This window comes from Candidatus Accumulibacter vicinus (assembly GCF_000584955.1).
Lineage (GTDB): Bacteria > Pseudomonadota > Gammaproteobacteria > Burkholderiales > Rhodocyclaceae > Accumulibacter > Accumulibacter vicinus.
Genome location: NZ_JDSS02000006.1, coordinates 144,303 through 166,022 on the forward strand (window position 1 = coordinate 144,303; position 21,720 = coordinate 166,022).

Sequence of the window (21,720 nt, forward strand, 5' to 3'; positions counted from 1 at the left end):
CCCTTTCACGGTAGGTACCGGGGTTCGAATCCCCGTGGGGACGCCACCAGTTCCCCGCTTTTTATCGGGCGGGCTGATGCGGTAGTAGAGCACCGCCTCGAAGGTTTCTGGTGACAATTCAATCCGATCGATCAATGGGTGGATCGCGTCACGCAGCCCGTCCGGGGGGTTGCCTTCAGATCATTCAGAATGGTTCGCAGCAGTCGGCGCACCGTGTCCGGCGTGATGTCTGCACACGGCTTCATCGCCGCCCTTTCCGATTCCATCGACGCCAGCTTGACCTCGATGCCGTCTGCAGCCGGTGTCCTGGCGGGCCAGAAGAAATGTCACAACAAACTGTCTAGCCCTCGGTGATGCGATTCTATCTGCACCAGCCATTAGCAGCAACGTCGCCGGATCTAAATTACTGTGATCGCCAAAGAAGGCCAACTGCGACCGATTCACACTCAGGCATTCACTTCGCGACCAAGCGCAAGACGAGCTTGCGCACCTCCTCGAGGAACAAGGTGGTCGATGCCACCAATACCGAGATGCCCCACTCAAAGGCCGTCAGGTCGACGGTGTCGAACACCGCCTGAGCAGGTGCCCAATGCACGGCTACAACCTGGAGGCCGACCACGGCAGCCAAGGCCAACCAGAGCTTGCCGTTGCTGAAGAACTGGTAATTGAAGGCGCTCCCGTGCTCGGCGCGGGCGTTGAAGATGTTGAAGAACTGGAACAGTACGAAAGTCGTGAATGCCAGCGTGGTCGCTTTCACTTCTTCGCCGAGCGTCGTCAGTCCCCATGCATACACGGCAAGCGTGCCTACCGCCATGGTCAGGCCGTAGAGACCGATGCGCCACATGCGTTCCAATGAAAGGATGGATGCGTCAGCAGCGCGCGGCCGGTCCCGCATGATGCCGGGGCGGGCCGGCTCTACGCCGAGGGTCATTGCCGGCGGCCCATCCATGATGATATTCACCCAGAGAATCTGGATGGCTGTAAAGGGCGTGGCGAAGCCGAGGAAAAGTGCACCCAACACGGTGAGGATGGCGCCGATGTTGGTGGAGAGTTGGAAGCGCACGAACTTGACGATGTTGTCGTAGATGGTGCGCCCCTCCTCAACCGCGCGCACGATCGAGGCGAAGTTGTCGTCAGTCAGTACAAGCGTCGCCGCCTCCTTGGTCACCTCGGTGCCGGTGATGCCCATGGCGACACCGATATCGGCCTTCTTCAGTGCCGGTGCGTCATTTACACCGTCACCGGTCATCGCCACGACGTGCCCTTGCGCTTGTAGCGCTTCGACGATTCGCATCTTGTGCGCGGGAGCGACGCGCGCGAACACCGAGCTATTCGCGATCAGCGCGGCAATCTCATTCTGGTTCAGGCCGTCGAGTTCGCGCCCTTCGTGCGTCTCTCCGGAAAGCCCCAGTTCGCGAGCAATCGCCGCAGCGGTGACACGGTGGTCGCCGGTGATCATCTTTACCTGGATACCGGCGGCGTTGCACGTGGATATTGCCTCGCGTGCCTCGGCGCGCGGTGGATCGATGATGCCAACCAGCGCATGCAGGGTCAGGTCATTCACCCAAGGCAGCAAGTCGCCGGATGGATCGAAATCCGCGGCAGGAATCTCGCGACTGGCCAGCGCCAGCACGCGCAAGGCCTCATTGGCCAACGCCTCGTTCTCCGCCGTAAAACCGGCCCGAGCTGTCTCGTCGAGCGCGGAATGCGCCAGCAGGACGTCGGGCGCGCCCTTCACGCACAGGAGCACGCGGTCGCCGTCATGATGGAAGGTCGCCATGTACTTGGTGGCTGAATCGAAGGGAATTTCGGCGATGCGCGGCAGATGCTCCAGCACTACGTCGGCATCCAGACCCGCCTTCGCCGCCAACGCGAGTAAGGCACCCTCGGTGGGGTCGCCGATCAGTTGGCCATCCCGGATGCGCGCATCGACGCACAACGCTGCCGGCAACAACACATCTCGTAGGACGCCACTGCCACTCCGGCCCTCGATGGCGCCTTCGGCACCATAGCCCTCGCCGCTGACAGGATGACGGCGGCCATGGCAGTACAGTGCACGAGCGGTCATCTGGTTGAGCGTCAGAGTGCCGGTTTTGTCGGAACATATCACCGTGGTGCAACCCAGCGTCTCGACGGCAGCGAGTTTCTTGACGATGGCGTGCCGCTTGGCCATGCGATGCATGCCGAGTGCCAGCGTCACCGTCACCACGGCGGGCAAGCCCTCGGGTATTGCGGCCACGGCCAGTGCAATCGCCGTCATCGCGGTTTGAACCAAAGGATCGCCGCGCATCAGGCCGAAGCCGAACATGAGTGCGACGACGCCACAGGCGATCAGCGCCAGCCGCTTGCCAAGGCTGTCGAGTTGCCGCTGCAGCGGCGTTTCGCCCTCGGCCGTTTCGGCCAGCAGACCCGCCAGCCGGCCCATCTCCGTGTGCATGCCGGTCGCCGTGACGATGGCCTCCAGCCGGCCACGGGTGACTACGGTGTTCATGAACACCATGTCGTGCCATTCCGCCAGCGCCGACCTTTCATCGACCGGGTCGGGCAGCTTGGCGACGGCGTGCGATTCACCGGTCAGCGCCGCCTCGGCCACTTCGACGCTGTGCGCAGATAGCACGCGCGCGTCAGCGGGAATGCGGTCGCCCGCCTCGAGCAGCAGGATGTCGCCCGGTACCAGATCGACGGCTTCGATCAGCTGCACCTTCCCGTTGCGCCGCACCCGTGCCGTCGGGGCCAGCATGTTCTTCAACGCGGCCAGTGCCGCTTCGGCACGATGCTCCTGGAAGAACCCCAGACTCGCGTTGAGCAGTACGACGATGCCGATAACGACCGCATCCTTGAGATCGCCGATCGCCCCCGCCAGCACGGCGGCGCCGAGCAGGATGATCACAAGCAAACTCTTGAACTGGTCGAGAAACTTGAGCCAGGTCGGGCGCGGCGGCTTCTCGGCGAGACGGTTGGGGCCATGAACGGCAAGGCGTTGTGCAGCATCAGTAGCAGCCAGTCCCCGCGTGGCATCGGAGGCCAGCCGGTCGATAACCTCCTTTGCCAAGAGGGCATGCCAGAGAGTGATGGGATCGCTTTGCATGGGATTCGGTTCAGGAATTGAGCGTCGCCCAGACAAACCCGGCAGTAAGTTCCGGGTTGGAAGTAGCAAAGGCGGCCAGGGTAGTCGCTACCACCCTCTTCGGAATGCGCAGATGCAGCGCCGCGTCGAGAATGGACTTGAGGAAGGACTCGCCGCCCGCAGCCGCCAGCAGAAGGCACCCCGGATGAGCGCCAGGTCGCTCATGGCGATTCGTCCGTCGCTTCGCGCGGGTCGCCAATGACCAGAACATCACATTGCGATTCGGCGAGTACGTGCTTGGTCACGCTGCCGAGCAATAATTTGTCGGCCATGTGCGAGCCGTGCTTGCCGACGACAAGCAGGTCGGCATCGACCTGGGCCAGCAAGTCGATCTGGTCCTGCGCCGTGACGACCCCAAGCACGGCAGGACCGGCGACGATGCCGATGACAATGTAGGCGATCAGCACCGGCTGGCGCAGCCAGAGCGAAACCGCCCCCTGCCGCTGCAGACATCAGCAACAAGAGCGCAAATTCGCCGAAAACACCGTGCACCATCCCTCCCTATTCCGCTTGATCTTCCTGCAAATCAGTCCGGGTACCGTCTTGCCAGCGCCAACTTTCAATGAGTCGCTCTTTGGCGCCGCTCCATCTCGTCAATCAGTCGCTACTGTAGGCAAAGCCCAGCAGGTGCAGCAAACTGGTAAACAGATTGAAGATCGAAACGAATAATGACACGGTTGCCTACTGTTGCGCCTCGGTGTCTACTTCCGCTTCGGCTTGCAGCCAGTCATCCATTTCCAGTCCCGGGGCAAACCCGCGAGCTTCTGCCTTGTAGTACGCGATCGTCGCAATGCGTTGCAGGCGATCTCCTGCTTCCGGTTCGTTTTCCGGATCGATCATCACCGTAGGACCGGCGTTCTTGCTGATTCTTGACTTGCTGAGCCTCTTGCATAACTCGCACTCCACGGCTAATTTTGCGCCGGTGGCGAAAGGGGAGAATGCCGGCGGCCACTTCTGGCATGATACGGCTATCGAGGCCAACATCATAACGCCAGCAAAATGGATACTACCCAAAGCGAACTGATCATGCAACGGTGGAAGGTCGTTCAGCACGAACTTCTGCCCGAACTGAAGCGCTGACGCCGAAGCTGGAGAATGCTGTGCGCACGCTGGAATGGGTACGCATCGAGGAATTCACGGGGGAATCGTGGTGTGGTGTGGGGCGTCCGCCCTTTGAGCGGGCGTGGTTGGCGAACGCCTTTGTCACCAAGGCGGTGTTGGGGCTGATTGAACGTCTGACGATCGACCGTGCGCTGCGACGGATCGGTGGTTTCCCCCCTGTGCAAGACGCTGCCTTCCGAGGCCACCTTCTCGCGCGCCTTCGACGAGTTGGCCGAAGCGGGCCTGGGCCAACGGGTGCATGAAGCCCTCATCAAGGAGCACCTCGGGGAGGAACTGATCGGGCATATCAGTCGCGATGGCACGGCCATCGAAGCTCGCGAACAGCCGTCTCGGACCCAGGCAGCGGCAGAGGAAGCGGCCCCCACGGCGCAGCCTACCCTGTTGCCGGCTGCAGAGAGCCCGGCCGAAACGCCGGCACCGGCGAGAAAACGCAGCCGCCCCGGCGCAGCGAAGCGCGTCCGCCCGCGAAAGCGTCTCCGATCAAGCGCCAACGCGGGCAGACATTGGCGCAAATGCTCGATGAGATTCCCACGGCGTGTGATCGCGGTACGAAGTGCAATGCCCCGGCTACAAGCTGCATCTCGATACCGCTGACTGTGGCGTGCCGATTGCGGCGCTGCTCTCCGGCGCATTGATGCACGACAGCCTGGGCGCCATTCCCCTGTCGCTGATCAGCGCCGAGCGCGTGACTAACCTTGACGATCTCATGGATGCCGCCTATTGCAGCAGCGAATTGCGTGAGCATAGCCAGAGCCTGGGCCACGTTCCCCTGATCGATCACAATCCGCGCCGTGGCACGAAGATCGAATTCGCCCTGGCCGAAGCCATCCGCTACAACGAGCGGACCGCTGCCGAGCGCAGCAATGCACGGCTGAAGGACGAATTCGGCGGCAAGACCCTCATGTCAAGGGCGATACCAAAGTGATGGCCCACTTGATGTTCGATATTCTGACGCTGTCTGCTGACCAGTTGATGCGATGACGACAATGCCCCCCTACGTTCCCTCTCCGGCTGCAGTGCATTCGAGGAATGCAGGAGGGGGGTTCGCCCGAAAAAATGCAAGCCATGCCATTAGGTTAGCCGCTCCGCCAAGGAGCCTGCTCTCGCGATGAAAATTGCTCCCAGTGACCGAATGGTGCGGCGCAGCAACCGGCCCGGGGGAGTTTTGCAAGAGGCTCCGCTTACATCGGCAGATTTTCGCGGGTGACGAGACGATTGACTACGCCTGCATGGGCCTGGATCCGGACGCGGCCGACAACCGCTGGCTCCCTGAGGCGTTCGAGAACCAGGTCCCGCATCTACTTTCTCGGTATCGCGCCTGGCCGCTACCAGGCGATGTTTCCGGTCTTCGTGTCCGCTTGGGAGGCTACGGCGTTGAAGGCGCATGTCGCCTTCGGCGTGCCCGATCAGGAATTGCTTGCGCCACCCGACAATGCTAGGGAACATCGCTATGCGCTGCGCGCCGTTAAGCAGCGACTGCATCAGGCGTCGTTCCGCGAGGCGGTCATCACGGCTTATGGCGGTCGCTGCGCGTTGTCCGGCTTGCCCGAGTCGTTGCTCCTGGATGCCGCCCACATCGTCGCCGACAAGGACGAGCACCTCGGTCAGCCGATAGTCCCCAACGAAATTCCGCTATCGAAGATTCATCATGCAGCTTTCGACGCGCATCTGATCGGCATTGACCCTGATTACCGGCTGCATGTGTCGAAACGGCTGCTGGTCCAACATGACGGACCGATGCTTGAAGCCCTGAAATGCCTGGACGGCACGATGATCCACTTGCCGAGTCGTGTTAAAGACTGCCCCGACCGCGACCGCTTGGCCCTGCGATATGAGCGCTTCAAAGCGGCGGCGTGAGCTGGCAAAAAGCGCCAAGCAGCCCCGATGGCGTCCCACAAAATCAAAGCATACGCCATCGCAAAACCCGCCGAGGCAGCTCTAAAAGCCACTTGAAAACAACAGCTTGAAAAAACCGTACTAAATTTGCGAAGTCAGGAGGTTTGAACGAAAAACCCCGCAAAACATGGCGTTGAGCGGGGTGTTCGTTTTTGCTGCAGAGCGTTTGCAGCCGGTGTCCTGGCGGAGACGAAGGGATTTGAACCCTTGATGCAGGTTTATGCCCGCATGCTCCCTTAGCAGGGGAGTGCCTTCGACCTCTCGGCCACGTCTCCTAGGAAGGCGTGATGATATCGGTTTCACCACGGCCGGTCAAACCCAACTTCGACTTCGGAGGTTTTTCCAGGCCGAAGGCCTTGTGCAGGACGCGCACCGCAAGCTCGAGGTATCTTTCTTCAATGACCACCGAGATCTTGATCTCTGATGTCGAGATCATCTGCAGATTGATGTTTTCCTTGGCCAGTGCGCCGAACATCTTGCTTGCAACGCCTGGATGGGAGCGCATGCCGACGCCAACGGCAGAGACCTTGCAGGTGGTGTTGTCACCGGCGATGTCGCGTGCGCCAATTTTGTCCTTGACGGTTTCCAGGATGGAAAGCGCTTTGCCATAGTCAGTGCGATTGACCGTGAAGGAAAAGTCGGTGGTATCGTCACGGCCGATGTTCTGGATGATCATGTCGACGTCAATGTTTGCATCGGCGATCGGCCCGAGGATCTGGTAAGCAATGCCTGGACGGTCCGGAACGCCCAGTACGGTGAGTTTGGCTTCGTCGCGATTGAAAGCGATCCCGGAGATGATCGGTTGTTCCATATTCCCTTTTTCCTCAACAGTGATCAGCGTACCTTCACCTTCCTCCTCGAAGCTGGAAAGCACACGGAGTTTGACTTTGTACTTGCCGGCAAACTCGACCGAGCGGATCTGGAGCACCTTGGACCCGAGACTGGCCATCTCCAGCATCTCTTCAAAAGTGATGCTGTTGAGTTTGCGTGCTTCCGGAACGACGCGCGGGTCGGTCGTGTAGACGCCGTCAACGTCAGTGTAGATTTGGCACTCGTCCGCCTTCATCGCTGCCGCCAGCGCTACGGCTGAGGTATCGGATCCTCCACGACCCAGGGTGGTGATGTTGCCATACTCATCGGCACCCTGAAAACCTGCCACGACGACGACGTGTCCATCGGCCAGCGCCTTGCGAATCCGGTGCTGGTCGATTTTCAGAATCCGCGCCTTGGTAAAGGTGCTATCGGTCAACACCCCGACCTGGAAACCGGTAAAGCTCTTTGCCTTGAGTCCCTCGGCATGCATGGCCATGGCCAGCAAGCCGATGGTGACCTGTTCGCCGGTCGAGGCAATCACGTCGAGTTCGCGCGGATCCGGTGTAGGCGAGATTTCCCTGGCCAGGCCGATCAGCCGGTTGGTCTCTCCGGCCATGGCCGAGGGAACCAGGATAATGTCGTGTCCTTGCGCTCGCCAGCGAGCAACTCGCTTGGCGACATTCTTGATGCGATCCGTCGATGCAACCGACGTGCCGCCAAACTTCTGAACGATCAGTGCCATCCCAAATCCAGTTGAGCAACGCAAAAGCCGGTATTCTAATGCAAGGCATGACCTTCCCGCAAAAGGCAGCCTTGTCCACAGCAATTCTCATTATGACCGAAGCAATGGGGGCGATCTGGTCGGAAAGCGCCTTTCTGCCGTTCATGAGAGGGGTTTGGCCCATAAATTTTGCTGATTTCCATGCGCCGCTCGCTGGAGAAGCAAAAGGCCTCGTTGGCCAAAATGAGAATTGCTGTAAGTTCTTGCGCCACATTCGCGTCAAGTCTATCGACGAACTGAAGACGCGCATCCTCCAGGGCATCGAGGAAATGAATCAGGCACCCATGATGCTCTAAGCACCTGTTGTGCGGAACATGAACGCGCACGTCTGCCCTGCAAGCGGGGAACAGTTCGTCTCGCCGTGGGGACGCCCGTGCCTGATCACAGGCAGAAGTGGCGGCGTTTTTTACTGGGCCAGTGCGCAATCTATTCCGACCGACGCGAATCAATGCTGATCGTCACCGGTCCGTCGTTGATCAGGTGTACCCTCATGTCGGCACCGAAAATGCCGGTTTGCACGCGCTGCCCGCTGACGCTTTCGAGCTGCTCGACAAAGCGTTGAAACAGTGCTTGCGCAAGCTCAGGCCGAGCTGCGCGACTCCACGATGGACGATTGCCTTTCCGGGTCGACGCGAAGAGCGTGAACTGACTGACTGCGAGAAGCCCACCTCTGGTGTCGACGACGCTGCGGTTCATTACCCCGGCCGCATCGGGGAAGATGCGCAGCCGGGCCAGCTTGGCGGACATCCAGGCCAGATCAGAGCTGGCATCGACCTCCTCGAAAGCGGCCAGGATCAACAGGCCCGATCCGATCGAGCCAACGATTTTTCCTCCGACTTCGACCCGTGCCGCGGCGACGCGCTGCACGACCACCCTCATCGGGTGGCCCCGGCATTCTGCTGACGGAGTTTCTCGGGGATAGGCAACCAGCGTACGGTATTGGTCAAGGGTTCCGGCTGCAGCGTCACGTGCGCAATACCCTGCTCGGCCAGCGCATGCCGACTGGCGGCGAGGACCGTCGGCCATTGTTCGAGTGACTCGACGACGAGATGCGCCGAAAGGGCAATGCGCCTCGACGACAAGGTCCAGATATGCAGGTCGTGCACCGAGGCAACACCCGCAATGCCAGCCAGTACTCCTCCGATCTGTTCGGTTGACAGGCTCGGCGGCACGCCTTCCATCAGTGCCTGCAGAACTTCGCGCAAAAGACGCAGGCTCGACGCCAGCATCAGCGCGCAGATCAGGATCGAAAGCAGAGGGTCGATGGTGGTCCAGCCGGTCCACATCACGACGGCGCCGGAGACCAGAGCCGCCACCGAACCGAGCAGATCGCCGAGGACGTGCAGCAGGGCGCCGCGCGTATTCATCGTCTGCTCGCCGTGCATCAGCAACCAGGCGACGGCGATGTTGAGGAGCAGGCCGAGCGCCGCCACCAGGGTGACCGCTGCGCCATTGACCGCGGCAGGATCGAGGATGCGGTCGACGGCGGCGACCGAGATCCCGACCACCACCAGGACCATGAAAACGACATTGAGCAGCGCCGCCAGCGTCTCCACCCGACCATAGCCGTATGTGTGTCGTTGCGTCGGTGGGCGTTGCGCAAGCCAGGCCGCAAAGGCCGCGAGCCCGAGTGAGGCGCTGTCGGTAACCATGTGCCCGGCGTCACTCAGCAATGCCAGCGATCCCGACCAGAAGCCGGTCGCTGCCTCGACCCCGGCAAAGCCGAGCGTCAGCAGCAAGGCCCAGAGCAGGCGTGGGCCGGTGTCGACATGCTCGCCGTGCTCATGGTGCTGGTGCGCGTGCTGGAGGTGTGGATCACTCATGATCCGGGCATTTTACCCGAGATCGCTGTTTGCATTGGAGATGAGTTTGGCCAGGCAGGCGGCTGGGCGCCATCGCTTCAGCCCGGCTTAATGTTTATCCGCTAAAATAGCCTCTTACGCCGAAGGATGCCGATGACCCCTCTGCCCCAACTACCCACTCGCGACAGCATCAAGCGCTTTTTTCTCCTGACTGGACTATGGGTGCTGCTGCACGTCAGCGCCTTCACCAACGACCAGAGCTACAGCACTCTCGCGGTGGCTCTGTGGACGCTGGCGACCACGGTCAGTTACACCTTCCTGTACCTGCTGCCGGCACTGATCCCGGGCTACCTGCTGCACCGGCTGCTGCTGCGGCGCCCGGCGACGCGCGTCGGGGTAGCCACTCTGGCGTTGCTGCTGATCGGCCTGACCGGGATGATTCACGTGCTCCTGTTCGCCGACCGGATGATTTATGGGATGTACGGATTTCACATCAACGGTTTTGTCCTCGATCTGGTGTTCACCCCCGGCGGAATTGCCTCGCTCGGAGCCAGTCGCAGTACCGAACTGACCGCAAGTCTGGTGGTCATCGCCCTGCTGGCATTGCAGGCGGCAACCTACTCCTGGGTGACACGTCGCGCCGCCCAGTCGCGTCCATCTCGCTGGACCCCGCGTGCGGGCTGGGTGCTGCTGGCCATCCTGAGCTTTGCGGTCGGCGAGCGCGTTGCCTATGGTTTCAGCGCGGCCGCCAACTACCAGCCGATTCTTTTTGCCAGTGAGCGCTACCCGCTTTACCTGCCGACCACCTTTCGCAAGCTGGCGTCCCGGTTGGGCGTCAGCGGCGCTCCCGAGAATGCCGGCGGGGTGCATATCAAGAATGGCGTCCTGAGTTATCCGCTGCTGCCGCTACGCGTCGAGCCGCCCGCACGCCCGCTCAACATCGTCTGGCTGGCGGTCGAATCGCTGCGCTACGACATGCTGGACCGCACCATCATGCCGCAGCTCTGGGACTTTTCCGGGCATTCGCTGCGCCTCGAGAATCACTATAGTGGCGGCAACACCACGCAGATGGGCATCTTCTCGATGTTCTATGGCCTGTACGGCAATTATTGGTTTCCGATGCAGGCGGCGCGCCGATCGCCTCTGCTGATGGATGTGCTGCAGCAACAGAACTATCAGTTCAGCCTGCATACCAGCCAGAGTTTTACCTACCCACCATTTCAGGAGACAGTTTTCGCGAGAATGGACCCGGCCGACATGCATGCGCTGTCCGATGGTCCGCCGCCGTGGCAACGCGACCGGCAGAACATCGACGACATCCTCCGGTTCATCGATACCCGCGACAGGACGCGACCATTCATGGCCTACATGTTCTTCGAGGGTACGCATGCCAATTACACTTTCCCGCCCGAGAGCGTCATTGCTCGCCCGTATCTTGAGGACTTCAACTATCTGTCGGCTGACTTCGCGCAGCAGATGGTGCAGATCAAGAACCGCTACATCAACGCCGCTCACCATGTCGACCATCTGATCGGGCGTGTCATCGCGCATCTGCGTGAAAGGAAACTGCTCGACGACACGATCATTATCGTTCTTGGCGATCACGGCGAGGAATTCATGGAACGCAAGCGCTGGGGACACGCTGCCGACTTCAATCGTTTTCAGACCAGCACACCGGGTGTCCTGTGGATTCCTGGTCAGCAGGCACGCACCATCAGCGGCATCAGCAGCCATCTCGATATCCCGGCAACGCTGATGCCCTTGCTTGGCGTCAGAAATCCGCCGGCCGATTACTCGCTCGGACAGAATCTGCTGGCGCCTGACTTCCACCGCGATTACGCGGTTGCGGCCGGCTGGAACCGTATCGCCTACCTCGGTGAAAAATTCAAGATCTCGTTCCCGGTGAATGCGGCGGGTGCAGTTCGCGACGAAGTGCTCGATGAAGACGACCGCCCGGTCAGCGACCGTGAACGCGCAAAAAGCGAGATCCAATCGGCAATGGTCGAAATGATGAACAATCTGACACGCTTCAGCCGTCCGAAAGGGTAGAGGTAAAACGCCAGCCTTACGGCGGTTCTGGTGATCGTCCCGGCAAGACTCCGCCAGGATCCGGTCAGCCGCAACAGCAAATGGGAGGAGCATGGCAACCCATCGTGAGAGCCGCGCCATTGCACTACCGTCGGAGTGGTTGTTCGATATCGTTGCCGATGTCGAGCGGTATCCCGAGTTCCTGCCGCTGATGCGCGCAGCGAGGATCGTCAGACGTTATCCCGAGGCTTATGAAACCGAACAGACCCTGGCCCTGGGGCTGTTGCTGCATCGCTTCCACACGCGCACCGAACTTGCCCGGCCGAACAGCATCACCATCGTTTCCGACGATCGCTCGTTCTGTCGCTTCGACGTTCGCTGGGCATTTTCACCGCTTGCTGACGATCACTGCCACGTCGACTTCGCGCTGGACTGCGCGACCCGCTCGTTGTTCCTCAGGCCGGTTGTCGAAATGCTGATCCTGCCGATGGCCGCCAGCATGGTCACGGCTTTCGAGGCCAGAGCCCACGCACTGGCTGCAAAGACCGGAGCGGTGCCCGCGGCGACGGCAGGGCATGCAAGTCAACCGGGGTCGGGTGGCGTCGATGGCCGGTCGATTCCCTGAGCAAGGTATGAATTCTCGCTGCTTTGAACCCCCGGCCGGTTAAAATGCGAGCCTTCTCGAATCAAGGATTGCATCGTGAGCCAGGAGCCAAATAGCCGAGCGGCAAGTCCGGCAGCACTCGCCAGCAGCAATTTCATCCGCAACATCATCGAAACCGATCTCGCTGCCGGCAAATACGCGGCACGCCGGTGGTCTGGTCATCCCGGCCCTGCCGAACAGCAACTTGCCGGCCCGCTCGACAGGGCGCAAATCCGCACGCGCTTTCCGCCCGAACCCAATGGCTATCTGCACTTCGGCCATGCCAAGTCGATCTGCCTCAACTTCGGCCTGGCGCAGGATTTCGGCGGTCGCTGTCACCTTCGCTTTGACGATACCAATCCGGAAAAGGAAGAGCAGGAATACGTTGATTCGATTATCGATTCGGTACGCTGGCTCGGCTATTCCTGGGAAGACCCGGTCTGCGAAGGCCCGTCGGACGCGGAGTGCAACCTTTATTTTGCCTCCAACTACTTCGACTGGATGATCGAGTTCGCCGAATACCTGATCCGTAGCGGCCACGCCTATGTCGAGAGCCAGAGCGCCGAAGAGATGCGCAGCAATCGCGGCACGCTCACTGAAGCGGGGAGCAACTCGCCTTTTCGCGAGCGCAGTGTCGAGGAGAACCTGGACCTTTTCAGGCGCATGCAGAATGGCGAATTTCCGGACGGCACACATATCCTGCGCGCGAAGATTGACATGGCGGCAGCGAACATCAACCTGCGCGATCCGGCGATCTACCGCATTCGCCACGCCAGCCATCACAACACCGGCGATCGCTGGTGCGTCTATCCGATGTATACCTATGCTCACCCCATCGAAGACGCGCTGGAGAACATCACCCACTCGATATGCACGCTCGAATTCGCCGACCAGCGCCCGTTCTACGACTGGCTGCTCGAGCGTCTGGCGGAAGGCGGGTTGCTGCAGCGCCCGCTGCCGCAGCAGATCGAATTCTCGCGCCTTAACCTGACTTACATCGTGCTTTCGAAGCGCAAGCTGATCCAGCTCGTCGAGGAGCAGCATGTCGCCGGCTGGGACGATCCGCGTTTGCCGACCCTGGTCGGCGCGCGCCGCCGCGGATATCCGGCGGCAGGTTTTCGCCTGTTTGCCGAGCGTCTCGGCGCATCGCGTTCTGATTCGCTAATCGAGTACTCGCAACTCGAAGACACCATGCGCGAAGTGTTGAACGAGTCGGCCGAGCGCCGCGTCGCCGTGCTCGATCCGCTCAAGCTGATCATCGACAATTATCCGGCCGGCCAGAGTGAGGAGTGTGTCGCACCTAACCATCCGCTCAAACCTGAATTGGGCAAGCGCGCGATGCCCTTTGGCCGGGAGCTGTGGATCGAGCGCGAAGACTTCATGGAACAGCCGAGCAAGGGCTACCATCGCCTTTACCCAGGCAATCTCGCTCGGCTGCGCTACGGCTACGTGCTCAGATGCACCGGCTGTGACCATGACGAGGATGGCACCCTCATCGCTGTGCATTGCGAATACCTGCCAGATTCGAAGAGCGGTACTCCGGGTGCCGACAACTACAAGGTCAAGGGCAATCTGCACTGGGTTGCGGTCGCCGGTGCCTTTCTTGCCGAAGTGCGGCTCTACGATCGACTGTTCGCGGTTCCCTCTCCGGGTGCCAGACGTGCGGGCGATCCCGACGACGTCGAACGAGACTTTCGCGACGACCTCAATCCGAACAGCATCCGGGTCATCCGGGCCTGGCTCGAACCCGCGCTGCAGCATGCCCGGCCGGAAGAGAGTTTCCAGTTTGAACGCCATGGTTATTTCGTTGCCGATCGCGTCGACTCCCGGGAAGGCGCGCCGGTTTTCAACCGCACGATGACGCTCAGGGACTCATGGTCGAGCAAACCCGGTCAACGCAGCTAGCAACTTGCACAGGCAAACGGTGTCGGAAGCGGTTTCAGCGGCAGATGGCCCCCTGGCGTGAGTCTCGCAGGCGAAAACCTGGAGAACATTTTCACAGGCTCTCAGGCGCAGGCTTCTCTGGCGAGAAAGTCTGTATAGGTCTTACCCAGCCCTTCTTCCAGACCCACCGTGGTTTGGCAGCCCAGAGTGCGCAGGCGCGAGACATCCAGCCGCTTTCTTGGCGTGCCGTCCGGTTTACGCGGGTCGAATTCGATGCGGCCGGTATAGCCGACGACCTGGGCGACGGCTTCGGCCAGTTGGCGGATGGTCAGTTCCTCGCCGGTACCGACGTTGATGTGTGAGAGCATCGGCCGGGTGTGGGCCTTGTAGGTGGCTTGGTCCAGGTTCATGATGTGCACGCTGGCCTTGGCCAGGTCGTCGACGTAGAGGAATTCGCGCCTGGGAGTGCCGGTACCCCAGAGGGATAGGGAAGGCTCCAGGGCCCAAGTGCAGACGCCTTGCAACTGGCGCTTGAGGTCCTGCGGAATCGGGCCATTTCTGGTTTCGTCCTGTTCGATCGCGGACCAGTTGTGGTCGGCGGCGAGCTTGGCAAGGTGCAGCTTGCGGATCATCGCCGGAATGACGTGGCTGTTCTGCAAGTCGTAGTGATCGCCGGGTCCGTAGAGGTTGGTGGGCATGACGCTGCGGTAATCCGTGCCGTATTGGCGGTTGTAGCTTTCGCAGAGCTTGATGCCGGCAATCTTGGCGATGGCGTAAGGTTCGTTGGTTGCTTCCAGGGTCCCGGTGAGCAGTGCTTCTTCCGGGATCGGCTGCGCGGCGAGTCTGGGGTAGATGCAACTGCTGCCGAGAAAGAGGAGTTTCTGCACGCCGACTCGCCAGGCTTCATGAATGATGTGGGTCTCGATCATCAGGTTCTGGTAAATGAATTCGGCCGGGTAGGTCTGGTTGGCGTGAATGCCGCCGACCTTGGCGGCGGCAAGGTACACCTGTTCGGGTCTTTCCGCTTCGAAGAAGGCGCGCACGGCGGCCTGCTGGGTGAGATCGAGTTCAGCGTGTGTGCGGGTGATCAGCGTCGCTGTGCCGCGTTGCTGCAGAGTGCGAACAATGGCCGAGCCGACCATGCCGCGGTGGCCGGCGACGTAGATTCGGGCGGGCGTCATGGTCTGTTCATTCGTTGTGGTCGAAGGCCTTGAAGCCGGCCAGTTTGACCAGGGCATCGCGCCTGGCGGAGTTGTAGTCAGCCAGTGCCATTTCCCTGACCAGTTCGTGCAGGCTGGTGGTCGGCGTCCAGCCGAGTTTTTCGCGGGCTTTGCGGGGATCGCCCAGCAGGGTCTCGACTTCCGTCGGGCGAAAGTAGCGCGGGTCCACCCGGACGATGACCGTACCCGGCCTGACTTTGGCCTTGTCGCCCTCGACCCCGGTGACGATGCCGATCTCATTGACGCCCTCGCCTTCGAAAAGCACGCCCATGCCCAGTTCGGCTGCGGCGAATTCGACAAACTGGCGAACACTGTATTGCACACCCGTGGCGATGACGAAGTCTTCAGGATGATCCTGCTGCAGCATCAGCCACTGCATTTCGACATAGTCGCGGGCGTGGCCCCAGTCGCGCAGGGCGCTGAGGTTGCCAAGATAGAGGCAATCCTGCAGGCCAAGGGCGATCCGGGCGATGCCGCGGGTGATCTTGCGGGTGACGAAGGTTTCACCGCGAACCGGGCTTTCGTGGTTGAAGAGGATGCCGTTGCAGGCATAAATTCCGTAGGCCTCGCGGTAATTGACGGTGATCCAGTAAGCGTAGAGCTTGGCGACGGCGTAGGGGCTGCGCGGATAGAAGGGAGTGGTTTCCTTTTGCGGTGTTTCCTGGACCAGACCGTAGAGCTCCGAGGTGCTGGCCTGGTAGAAACGGGTTTTCTTTTCCAGGCCGAGGATGCGAATCGCTTCGAGCATGCGCAGGGCGCCGATACCGTCGGCATTGGCGGTATACTCGGGTTCTTCGAAGCTCACGGCGACGTGGCTTTGTGCGGCCAGATTGTAGATCTCGTCGGGTTGCACCTCCTGGATGATGCGGATCAGACTGGTGGAGTCGGTGAGGTCGCCGTGGTGGAGAATGAAGCGCCGCCCGGGCTCGTGCGGATCCTGATAAAGATGATCGATGCGGTCGGTGTTGAACAACGAGGAACGGCGCTTGATACCATGCACTTGGTAGCCCTTGTGGAGCAGGGATTCAGCCAGGTAGGCGCCGTCCTGGCCAGTCACGCCGGTAATCAGGGCAACCTTTGGGGGAGTGGTCATGGGGGGGGGTCATCCGTCAGTGAGGCGATGATGCTCGGCAAAGGCTAGCCGATAGTCTTTTTGTAATCGATTTTGCGCAATGACGTCGTTTGATTGGTGATCTTAGACGGGCAATCCCAGACGCTCCTGTAACAAGCTCAAACGGCGTGCCATCTCGCTGCTGCCAAACCCTAACTCGCGAATGATTTGCAGGCGCTGCAACGCCGAAGCACCCGTGTAGAACGAAGAGAACGAGCTGAGCCTCTCCAGTTCCTCCAGAACCGCGGCCAGAACCCAGTTGCCGATGACCTCACCAGGTACGATCGAATCAAAGCGTTCACCCGGTGCAAGAAACGGTTCGCTGGTGTCCACCTGCTGCTGCTGAAGGATCGTTGTGCACAGTTGTGCCAGTGCGTTTACCGCCAGGGATCTGGAGCCGTAATCTCTCGCTACTCGCGCCAGGCTGGCCAGCCGCAGGTGTGCAGCCTGCTGTCCGCAAAGCGTCTCGAGGCAGCGGAAACCGGCCTCCAGCGCAAGAAAACGCGCCGTTGCCGGCAAGGACGAATCCCGGCTGAGCGCATAGAGGGACAAGGCATGTGCGACCTCTTCACTGCCCCCAGAATTCATGGTCACTTCCCACTCATTCGCGAGTTGTGTCCCGTAAGGTAATCCGATGATGGCATGCTGCCAGCGATGGACATCTAGACTGCCATCGATTCCGAGAAGCTCCTTGATCTGCTCTCCTGCGGTTTCAAGTCCGGCCGAATCAAGCAGAACACCGCGTTCGGCAAGTCGTGCGGCGCGGTCGGGCTTGCAGCAGAACAAATTGAGCAGGAACCCATCCATTTGCGCTTCGGGATTGAAGGGCACCAGCAGGTCGAGTCCGGGTACCAGCCGATAGGAAGTGTAGCCAAGTGCAGCAAAGGCTTCTATCAGATGCATGTGCAGGTCGGCACCCGCCTTGATCTCGTACTGGACCAGCGGTGACAGCCGCGCGAAGAAGCGTTCGCCGCCCTTCAGGATATTGGCCTCCTCGCCCTCGGCGTCGATCTTGACGACCTCGATGTCCTGCCAGCCATAAGTCTCCAGGCATTCATCAAGCGTTACCAGGGAGACCAGCTCGGTCTCGGTCGTTGCGGCGGGGTCATGCACCAGTGCGTTCAGTTCGGAGTGTGGGCTCAGCGATAGTCGGGCCGTACCACTCGCAGACGAGAGTGCGCTTTGTACCAGAGTCACCTGCGCGAAACCGTTGGCGGCAATGCCTTCGGCAAGAAGACCTGCCGTGCTGGAGCTTGGCTCAAAGGCCCACACCTGGCCTGTCGGCCCTACTGCCCTGGCCATGCACAAGGCGTAAACACCGTAGTTGGCACCAATGTCGATGACCTTCTGGCCCGGTTGCAGCAAGTGGCGCAGGAACTTGATTTCATCCTCGAACCAGTCCTGCTGCTCGCGCAAGACATACGGAGTAATCAGTTCCAACGAGTCAGGAGTAACGATCCTGACCCCGTCAAGCAGAGTGTGAGTGATGGTGTCAGTCATCGACAATTGCCCCTCCAAGGAAAGGTCATCACCATACCGTTTTGCGCAGATAGACGCAAAAATTCTGTCGGAACGTCGGAACAATTGACCATGGTTGATGGAGAAACATATACTCCCCCACGGTGTCGGATTTTTCATCCTTCCAAGCATTCAGGAAAGGATGAGGAAACTCGTCGACGTTCGACACAAGGTGCCTGAGCACGCTGTTATCGACCCAGACGCAAACTTGCAAATCCACTAGAAAGAGGCCCGACCATGACCCCAACCGCAGAATTGGTGCTTCCAAACGATGTGCAGCCTGAAACCGTGCCCACCGAGCCGCTGGACGCACTGGCGACCCCAACCCCGGCCATCGAACCGAGGATGGCCCAGTTGCTTGAACTCACGCAGGCCAGCGGTTCCAGCCTGATGCCGAAGGAGATCAACGCACAGCTTGACCGTCTGCTGCGTGACTACGACGAGCTGACCGCCCTCTATGCCGAAAACAACCGTCGTATCGACCAGGAGTTGGCCGAAATCCGCCAGTCCGGCGGCGCGGTCTCAAGCCAGGTGCATCAGCTCGGCGCCGATTTGCAGCAACAGGGCCGGTCCTTGGCCGGACATGCCGCCGCCACGGAACAACGCATCGATGCGGTGCGCGGTGACGCTCGCACCTGGCTGGCCGACTCGGAGCAGCGCTGGAATACACAGCTTGCAACCCAAAATGCACGTATCAGTTCGGATCTCGCACAGCTCGACGCCGGTCTCGGTTCACTGCACGGTCTGTTCAAGGCACAGGAACAAATCATCGCCGAGCAACGCGCGCGCCTGGATCAGTTTGATATCACCTATCAATTGCTTGATACCGCGACACGCGGCAACAAGAACCGTATCGAAGCAGTACGCGAGCAAGCAGAAAAGCAACACGCGATCGTCGAGGCGCGGATCGAGGGTTTGAGCGCCTTGCAACGCGAACACCATGCCGAGTTTCAGACCTTGCAAAGCCTGGTCGGCGTGCTGCAATCGGAAACGGAGCACCTGGACGAAAAAATCGGCAGGGTCGCTACCGCGCTGGCAGACCATCAGGGTGACACTCGCGACCGGTTCAAGTGGACCCATCGGGCGATTGCCGGCCTGCTCTTGCTGACCGCGGTGGGCTTCGCTCTGGTCAAGTGGCTACCGGCCTTTGCCCCCGCCGGCAACGAATCGGCGATGGCGCAACATCAGGCCCGGATCACCGAAGTCAGCGGCCAGGTAGCCGCACTCTCCGCGCAAGAAACGGCCCGCCAGGAGCACGAGTCACGCCAGCAGGCAAGTATTGACCAGGTCTCGAACCAGGTTTCCGATCTGGAAAAAAGCCTCGGCGATCTGCGTGCCGCGGTACAGAAGCTGCAAGTGCAAGGCGTGGGAGCCGGGGTGGTACATGACGGCCAGTGGTTACTCGCGCAAAACCCCAAGGCGTATACCGTACAGTTGGTGACCTCCCCCAGCCAGGCCGACATGGCACGCTTCATCGACCGCAACGTCAAAAGGCTGGCGCTGGATTCCCTGGCCTTTTCGGTGAGCACGCGCGCGCAGCGCACGGACTACCAGCTGTTCTTCGGCGTGTTCACTACGGTTACCCAGGCGCGTGCCGCCATCGCCGCACTGCCGCCGGAACTGCATGTCAACGGACCGTGGGTGCGTCAGTTCCAGTCGGTACAGGCTTCCTTGCGCTGACCACAGGATCGAGAGATTCTGCCGAACGCTGGTCGCAAAACCGCGATTGAGTTTGCTATCGCCCCAACTCATTTTTTGGCATACTCCTGCGGTATGCCATGGGTCGGTCCGATCAACCTGCCAAGGAGGTCCAGCATGTTTCAGAGAATCTCGTCGTGCCTGTCAGCATTCGCCCTCGCCTTGATCCTGGCCGCCTGCGTTGGACCCGGGATACAGGCGGAGCAGCCCATGGAAATCCGTCACGGTGTGATCGAACAGATCACCTTGGTGCAGTTGCCGAGCAATCACCATATGGGGGTTGGCGCCATTGTCGGCGGCATGGCTGGCCTCGGGATCGGCAGCCTGATCGGTGCCGGCAGCGGTCGCGATGTGGCCATGGTGCTCGGCACCATCGGCGGCGCGCTCGTCGGCAACGAAGTTCAGAAAAAGTACGAGCAGCCTGTCCAGGGTCAGCAAATCATTGTCCGGGTGGCCAACGGCGTGCTGATTTCTGTGACACAGCCGAGCAATCCGGGTCTTCGCCAGGGTCAGCGGGTGTATGTTGAAGGCAGCGGCGAGAACGCTCGCGTCGTTCCACGCTGAAACTGTCTCACCCTGCGCAGTGGCGACGCTGGAACCTGCTTCTACGCCAAACTGGACGGCCGTTGCCGACGTAGCGACGGCCAGATGAATACCCGCGGCGCGGGCGCAGTCTTTGGTCGCGCTCGCGTTGTGCGAAACCGCTCTATTGCAGCGAGTGCAGACCGATCATGTTGCCTTCGCTGTCTTCGATCAAGGCGATATGGCCATACTGCCCGATCGCCATCTTCGGCTGGATGAGGCGACCACCCGCCTGCACGGCACGAGCAGATTCGTCCGAGACATCGTTACAGGAAAAATACACCATCGTGCCGCCTTTTCCAGGACTGGCCATGGGGTGCCGAACCAGCGCACCGGCTGCGCCCGCTGCGCCTTCAATCCAGGAAAAAGCGTACATCTCGCCACCTTCTCCGATTTCCGGCAGTGCCATCAGTTCGCGCCCGAAGACGGTCGTATAGAAGACGCGCGCACGCGCCATGTCGGAAACGTAGATTTCGAACCATCCCACCGGGTTACCTGGCTTGTCCATGCTCTTGCTCCTCAGTTTTCTGTTGAAAAAGAATATTCGCGGATACTCGAAAAGCAACGGTCAGACGGCCGCCCGCCTGGCCTTCACCGGCGAATGAGCGCCGGCCCTCGCAACCCCGCCATCGCGCGCAGCAGATTCATAGTCGACCGAGCAGGACCTCGGCGACAAAGCGGCTGCCGATGTACGCCAGGAACAGCACCATGAATCCTGCCAGAGTCCAGCGCAGTGCAACACGACCGCGCCAGCCATAAACGCGACGCCCGACCAGCAAGGCGGCAAAGATTCCCCACGAGGCGAAGGCAAACAGGGTCTTGTGATCGAGAACCATGGCCTTGCCAAAAATCGCTTCGGAAAACATCACCCCACTGACCAGCGCGGCCGTGAGCAGGCAGAAGGCGACGAGAATCATGCGAAACAATAGCGCTTCCATGGTCAGGATCGGCGGCAGACTGCTCAGGCTTCTGGTGACCGCCCGCTGGTGCAGCTTACGTTCGGCAAAACCCATGAACACGGCGTGCAGTGCGGACAGCGTGAATAGACTGTAGGCGAGCATCGCCGTCAGAAAATGAAGCTGGAAGCCCCAGGCATTGGCATTGGCCACCTCACGCAATTGCGGAAACAGCGCTGGCGCCAGGGCCGCGAGCGCCGCGAGCGGCAGGACCATCGGCTGCAGGCCATCCATGCGTGCGCGAAAACTCTCCAGCCAGTAGATCAGGACCGCCAGCCAGAGCATCAGGGAGAGCGCAAAACTGAATGAGAAGCGCATGCCACCGGCACTGAACAGGCCAGAGTAAAGGCCGATGCCCTGCACCACCAGAGCACCGAAGATGGCTGCGCGCTCCCAGGGTTGCATCGGCAGGGTCAGCCGCGGCTGCGTGCTTTCGCGCCAGCGCGTCTGCCAGAAATGGATGCCAAGAGCAGTGTAGAGCAGCGATGCAAGGACGTGCGGCAGAAGCTGAAGTAGAATGTCTGACATTCTTAAAGTCT

General features: G+C 60.6%; 17 protein-coding genes, 1 tRNA gene and 3 pseudogenes. 8 read left to right on the forward strand and 13 right to left on the reverse strand.

Annotated features, from left to right (window positions below):
• Positions 1–454: 454 nt before the first annotated feature.
• The 4 genes and pseudogenes from CAPSK01_RS01465 to CAPSK01_RS21365 form a co-directional block, all read right to left on the reverse strand.
• A complete protein-coding gene (locus CAPSK01_RS01465) occupies positions 455–3,088 on the reverse strand; it encodes an HAD-IC family P-type ATPase (protein ID WP_034921372.1) in 2,634 nt (877 codons plus the stop codon).
• Between the two features lie 200 nt (positions 3,089–3,288).
• Positions 3,289–3,444: pseudogene (locus CAPSK01_RS21355) on the reverse strand (universal stress protein); the annotation flags it as partial.
• A gap of 280 nt (positions 3,445–3,724) precedes the next feature.
• A pseudogene (locus CAPSK01_RS21360) lies at positions 3,725–3,808 on the reverse strand (BAX inhibitor (BI)-1/YccA family protein); the annotation flags it as partial.
• Positions 3,809–4,180 carry a DUF2934 domain-containing protein gene (locus CAPSK01_RS21365; protein ID WP_273702858.1) on the reverse strand — a complete coding sequence of 124 codons (372 nt, stop codon included), beginning with the start codon at positions 4,178–4,180 and terminating at the stop codon, positions 3,809–3,811. It abuts the pseudogene before it with no gap.
• On the opposite strand from CAPSK01_RS21365, the pseudogene CAPSK01_RS01475 reads away from it, so the two are divergent.
• Both CAPSK01_RS01475 and CAPSK01_RS01480 read left to right on the forward strand, forming a co-directional pair.
• Positions 4,127–5,230, forward strand: a pseudogene (locus CAPSK01_RS01475) (transposase). The gene CAPSK01_RS21365 and the pseudogene CAPSK01_RS01475 sit on opposite strands and share 54 nt — an antisense overlap.
• A 393-nt stretch (positions 5,231–5,623) precedes the next feature.
• Complete coding sequence (locus CAPSK01_RS01480) at positions 5,624–6,106, forward strand: HNH endonuclease (protein WP_273702859.1); 483 nt, start codon at positions 5,624–5,626, stop codon at positions 6,104–6,106.
• Positions 6,107–6,326: 220 nt separating this feature from the next.
• Here the strand turns inward: CAPSK01_RS01480 and CAPSK01_RS01485 are convergent.
• Positions 6,327–6,420, reverse strand: a tRNA-Ser gene (locus CAPSK01_RS01485).
• Complete coding sequence (locus CAPSK01_RS01490) at positions 6,420–7,700, reverse strand: aspartate kinase (RefSeq protein WP_034921376.1); 1,281 nt, start codon at positions 7,698–7,700, stop codon at positions 6,420–6,422. Before CAPSK01_RS01490 ends, CAPSK01_RS01485 begins: the two co-directional genes overlap by 1 nt.
• Positions 7,701–7,711: 11 nt before the next feature.
• Between CAPSK01_RS01490 and CAPSK01_RS01495 the strand changes: the two genes are divergently transcribed.
• On the forward strand, positions 7,712–8,035 hold the full coding sequence (locus tag CAPSK01_RS01495) for a hypothetical protein (RefSeq protein WP_273702898.1): 324 nt from the start codon (positions 7,712–7,714) through the stop codon (positions 8,033–8,035).
• 130 nt (positions 8,036–8,165) lie between these two features.
• Here CAPSK01_RS01495 and dtd read toward each other — a convergent pair whose 3' ends face one another.
• Together dtd and CAPSK01_RS01505 are read right to left on the reverse strand one after the other, a co-directional pair.
• Positions 8,166–8,618 (reverse strand): D-aminoacyl-tRNA deacylase, encoded by a 453-nt coding sequence (gene dtd, locus CAPSK01_RS01500; RefSeq protein WP_034921379.1) that lies wholly within the window; start codon positions 8,616–8,618, stop codon positions 8,166–8,168.
• Positions 8,615–9,562, reverse strand: coding sequence for a cation diffusion facilitator family transporter (locus tag CAPSK01_RS01505; protein ID WP_034921382.1), 948 nt, complete (start codon positions 9,560–9,562; stop codon positions 8,615–8,617). Before CAPSK01_RS01505 ends, dtd begins: the two co-directional genes overlap by 4 nt.
• Before the next feature lie 141 nt (positions 9,563–9,703).
• On the opposite strand from CAPSK01_RS01505, the gene CAPSK01_RS01510 reads away from it, so the two are divergent.
• From CAPSK01_RS01510 to CAPSK01_RS01520, 3 genes are all read left to right on the forward strand, one after another.
• Complete coding sequence (locus tag CAPSK01_RS01510; protein WP_273702895.1) at positions 9,704–11,590, forward strand: sulfatase-like hydrolase/transferase; 1,887 nt, start codon at positions 9,704–9,706, stop codon at positions 11,588–11,590.
• Between the two features lie 91 nt (positions 11,591–11,681).
• A complete protein-coding gene (locus tag CAPSK01_RS01515) occupies positions 11,682–12,194 on the forward strand; it encodes a type II toxin-antitoxin system RatA family toxin (RefSeq protein WP_034921386.1) in 513 nt (170 codons plus the stop codon).
• Between the two features lie 75 nt (positions 12,195–12,269).
• Entirely contained in the window at positions 12,270–14,117 is a 1,848-nt protein-coding gene (locus CAPSK01_RS01520) for a glutamine--tRNA ligase/YqeY domain fusion protein (RefSeq protein WP_034921389.1), read from the forward strand.
• A gap of 101 nt (positions 14,118–14,218) precedes the next feature.
• Here CAPSK01_RS01520 and CAPSK01_RS01525 read toward each other — a convergent pair whose 3' ends face one another.
• The 3 genes from CAPSK01_RS01525 to CAPSK01_RS21370 all read right to left on the reverse strand — a co-directional run bounded on the left by CAPSK01_RS01525 (position 14,219) and on the right by CAPSK01_RS21370 (position 17,927).
• On the reverse strand, positions 14,219–15,277 hold the full coding sequence (locus CAPSK01_RS01525; RefSeq protein ID WP_034921392.1) for a GDP-L-fucose synthase: 1,059 nt from the start codon (positions 15,275–15,277) through the stop codon (positions 14,219–14,221).
• 7 nt (positions 15,278–15,284) lie between these two features.
• On the reverse strand, positions 15,285–16,409 hold the full coding sequence (gene gmd, locus CAPSK01_RS01530) for a GDP-mannose 4,6-dehydratase (RefSeq protein ID WP_034921395.1): 1,125 nt from the start codon (positions 16,407–16,409) through the stop codon (positions 15,285–15,287).
• A gap of 102 nt (positions 16,410–16,511) precedes the next feature.
• Positions 16,512–17,927 (reverse strand): FkbM family methyltransferase, encoded by a 1,416-nt coding sequence (locus CAPSK01_RS21370; protein WP_273702860.1) that lies wholly within the window; start codon positions 17,925–17,927, stop codon positions 16,512–16,514.
• Positions 17,928–18,182: 255 nt separating this feature from the next.
• On the opposite strand from CAPSK01_RS21370, the gene CAPSK01_RS01540 reads away from it, so the two are divergent.
• Together CAPSK01_RS01540 and CAPSK01_RS01545 are read left to right on the forward strand one after the other, a co-directional pair.
• Positions 18,183–19,625, forward strand: coding sequence for an SPOR domain-containing protein (locus CAPSK01_RS01540; RefSeq protein ID WP_034921397.1), 1,443 nt, complete (start codon positions 18,183–18,185; stop codon positions 19,623–19,625).
• 135 nt (positions 19,626–19,760) lie between these two features.
• Positions 19,761–20,207, forward strand: a complete 447-nt coding sequence (locus CAPSK01_RS01545) for a glycine zipper 2TM domain-containing protein (RefSeq protein ID WP_273702861.1) — start codon at positions 19,761–19,763, stop codon at positions 20,205–20,207.
• A gap of 142 nt (positions 20,208–20,349) precedes the next feature.
• On the opposite strand, the gene CAPSK01_RS01550 is transcribed toward CAPSK01_RS01545, so the two are convergent.
• On the reverse strand, positions 20,350–20,733 hold the full coding sequence (locus CAPSK01_RS01550) for a VOC family protein (protein WP_034921400.1): 384 nt from the start codon (positions 20,731–20,733) through the stop codon (positions 20,350–20,352).
• Positions 20,734–20,869: 136 nt separating this feature from the next.
• On the reverse strand, positions 20,870–21,709 hold the full coding sequence (gene ccsA, locus CAPSK01_RS01555; RefSeq protein ID WP_034921403.1) for a cytochrome c biogenesis protein CcsA: 840 nt from the start codon (positions 21,707–21,709) through the stop codon (positions 20,870–20,872).
• Positions 21,710–21,720: the final 11 nt, after the last annotated feature.

Excerpts from the sequence above, each read along its gene's own strand:
- CAPSK01_RS01465 (WP_034921372.1), bottom strand. The coding sequence starts at position 3,088 with ATGCAAAGCGATCCCATCACTCTCTGGCATGCCCTCTTGGCAAAGGAG.
- CAPSK01_RS01490 (WP_034921376.1), bottom strand. The coding sequence starts at position 7,700 with ATGGCACTGATCGTTCAGAAGTTTGGCGGCACGTCGGTTGCATCGACG.
- dtd (WP_034921379.1), bottom strand. The coding sequence starts at position 8,618 with ATGAGGGTGGTCGTGCAGCGCGTCGCCGCGGCACGGGTCGAAGTCGGA.
- CAPSK01_RS01505 (WP_034921382.1), bottom strand. The coding sequence starts at position 9,562 with ATGAGTGATCCACACCTCCAGCACGCGCACCAGCACCATGAGCACGGC.
- CAPSK01_RS01515 (WP_034921386.1), top strand. The coding sequence starts at position 11,682 with ATGGCAACCCATCGTGAGAGCCGCGCCATTGCACTACCGTCGGAGTGG.
- CAPSK01_RS01525 (WP_034921392.1), bottom strand. The coding sequence starts at position 15,277 with ATGACGCCCGCCCGAATCTACGTCGCCGGCCACCGCGGCATGGTCGGC.
- gmd (WP_034921395.1), bottom strand. The coding sequence starts at position 16,409 with ATGACCACTCCCCCAAAGGTTGCCCTGATTACCGGCGTGACTGGCCAG.
- CAPSK01_RS21370 (WP_273702860.1), bottom strand. The coding sequence starts at position 17,927 with ATGACTGACACCATCACTCACACTCTGCTTGACGGGGTCAGGATCGTT.
- CAPSK01_RS01540 (WP_034921397.1), top strand. The coding sequence starts at position 18,183 with ATGACCCCAACCGCAGAATTGGTGCTTCCAAACGATGTGCAGCCTGAA.
- CAPSK01_RS01545 (WP_273702861.1), top strand. The coding sequence starts at position 19,761 with ATGTTTCAGAGAATCTCGTCGTGCCTGTCAGCATTCGCCCTCGCCTTG.
- CAPSK01_RS01550 (WP_034921400.1), bottom strand. The coding sequence starts at position 20,733 with ATGGACAAGCCAGGTAACCCGGTGGGATGGTTCGAAATCTACGTTTCC.
- ccsA (WP_034921403.1), bottom strand. The coding sequence starts at position 21,709 with ATGTCAGACATTCTACTTCAGCTTCTGCCGCACGTCCTTGCATCGCTG.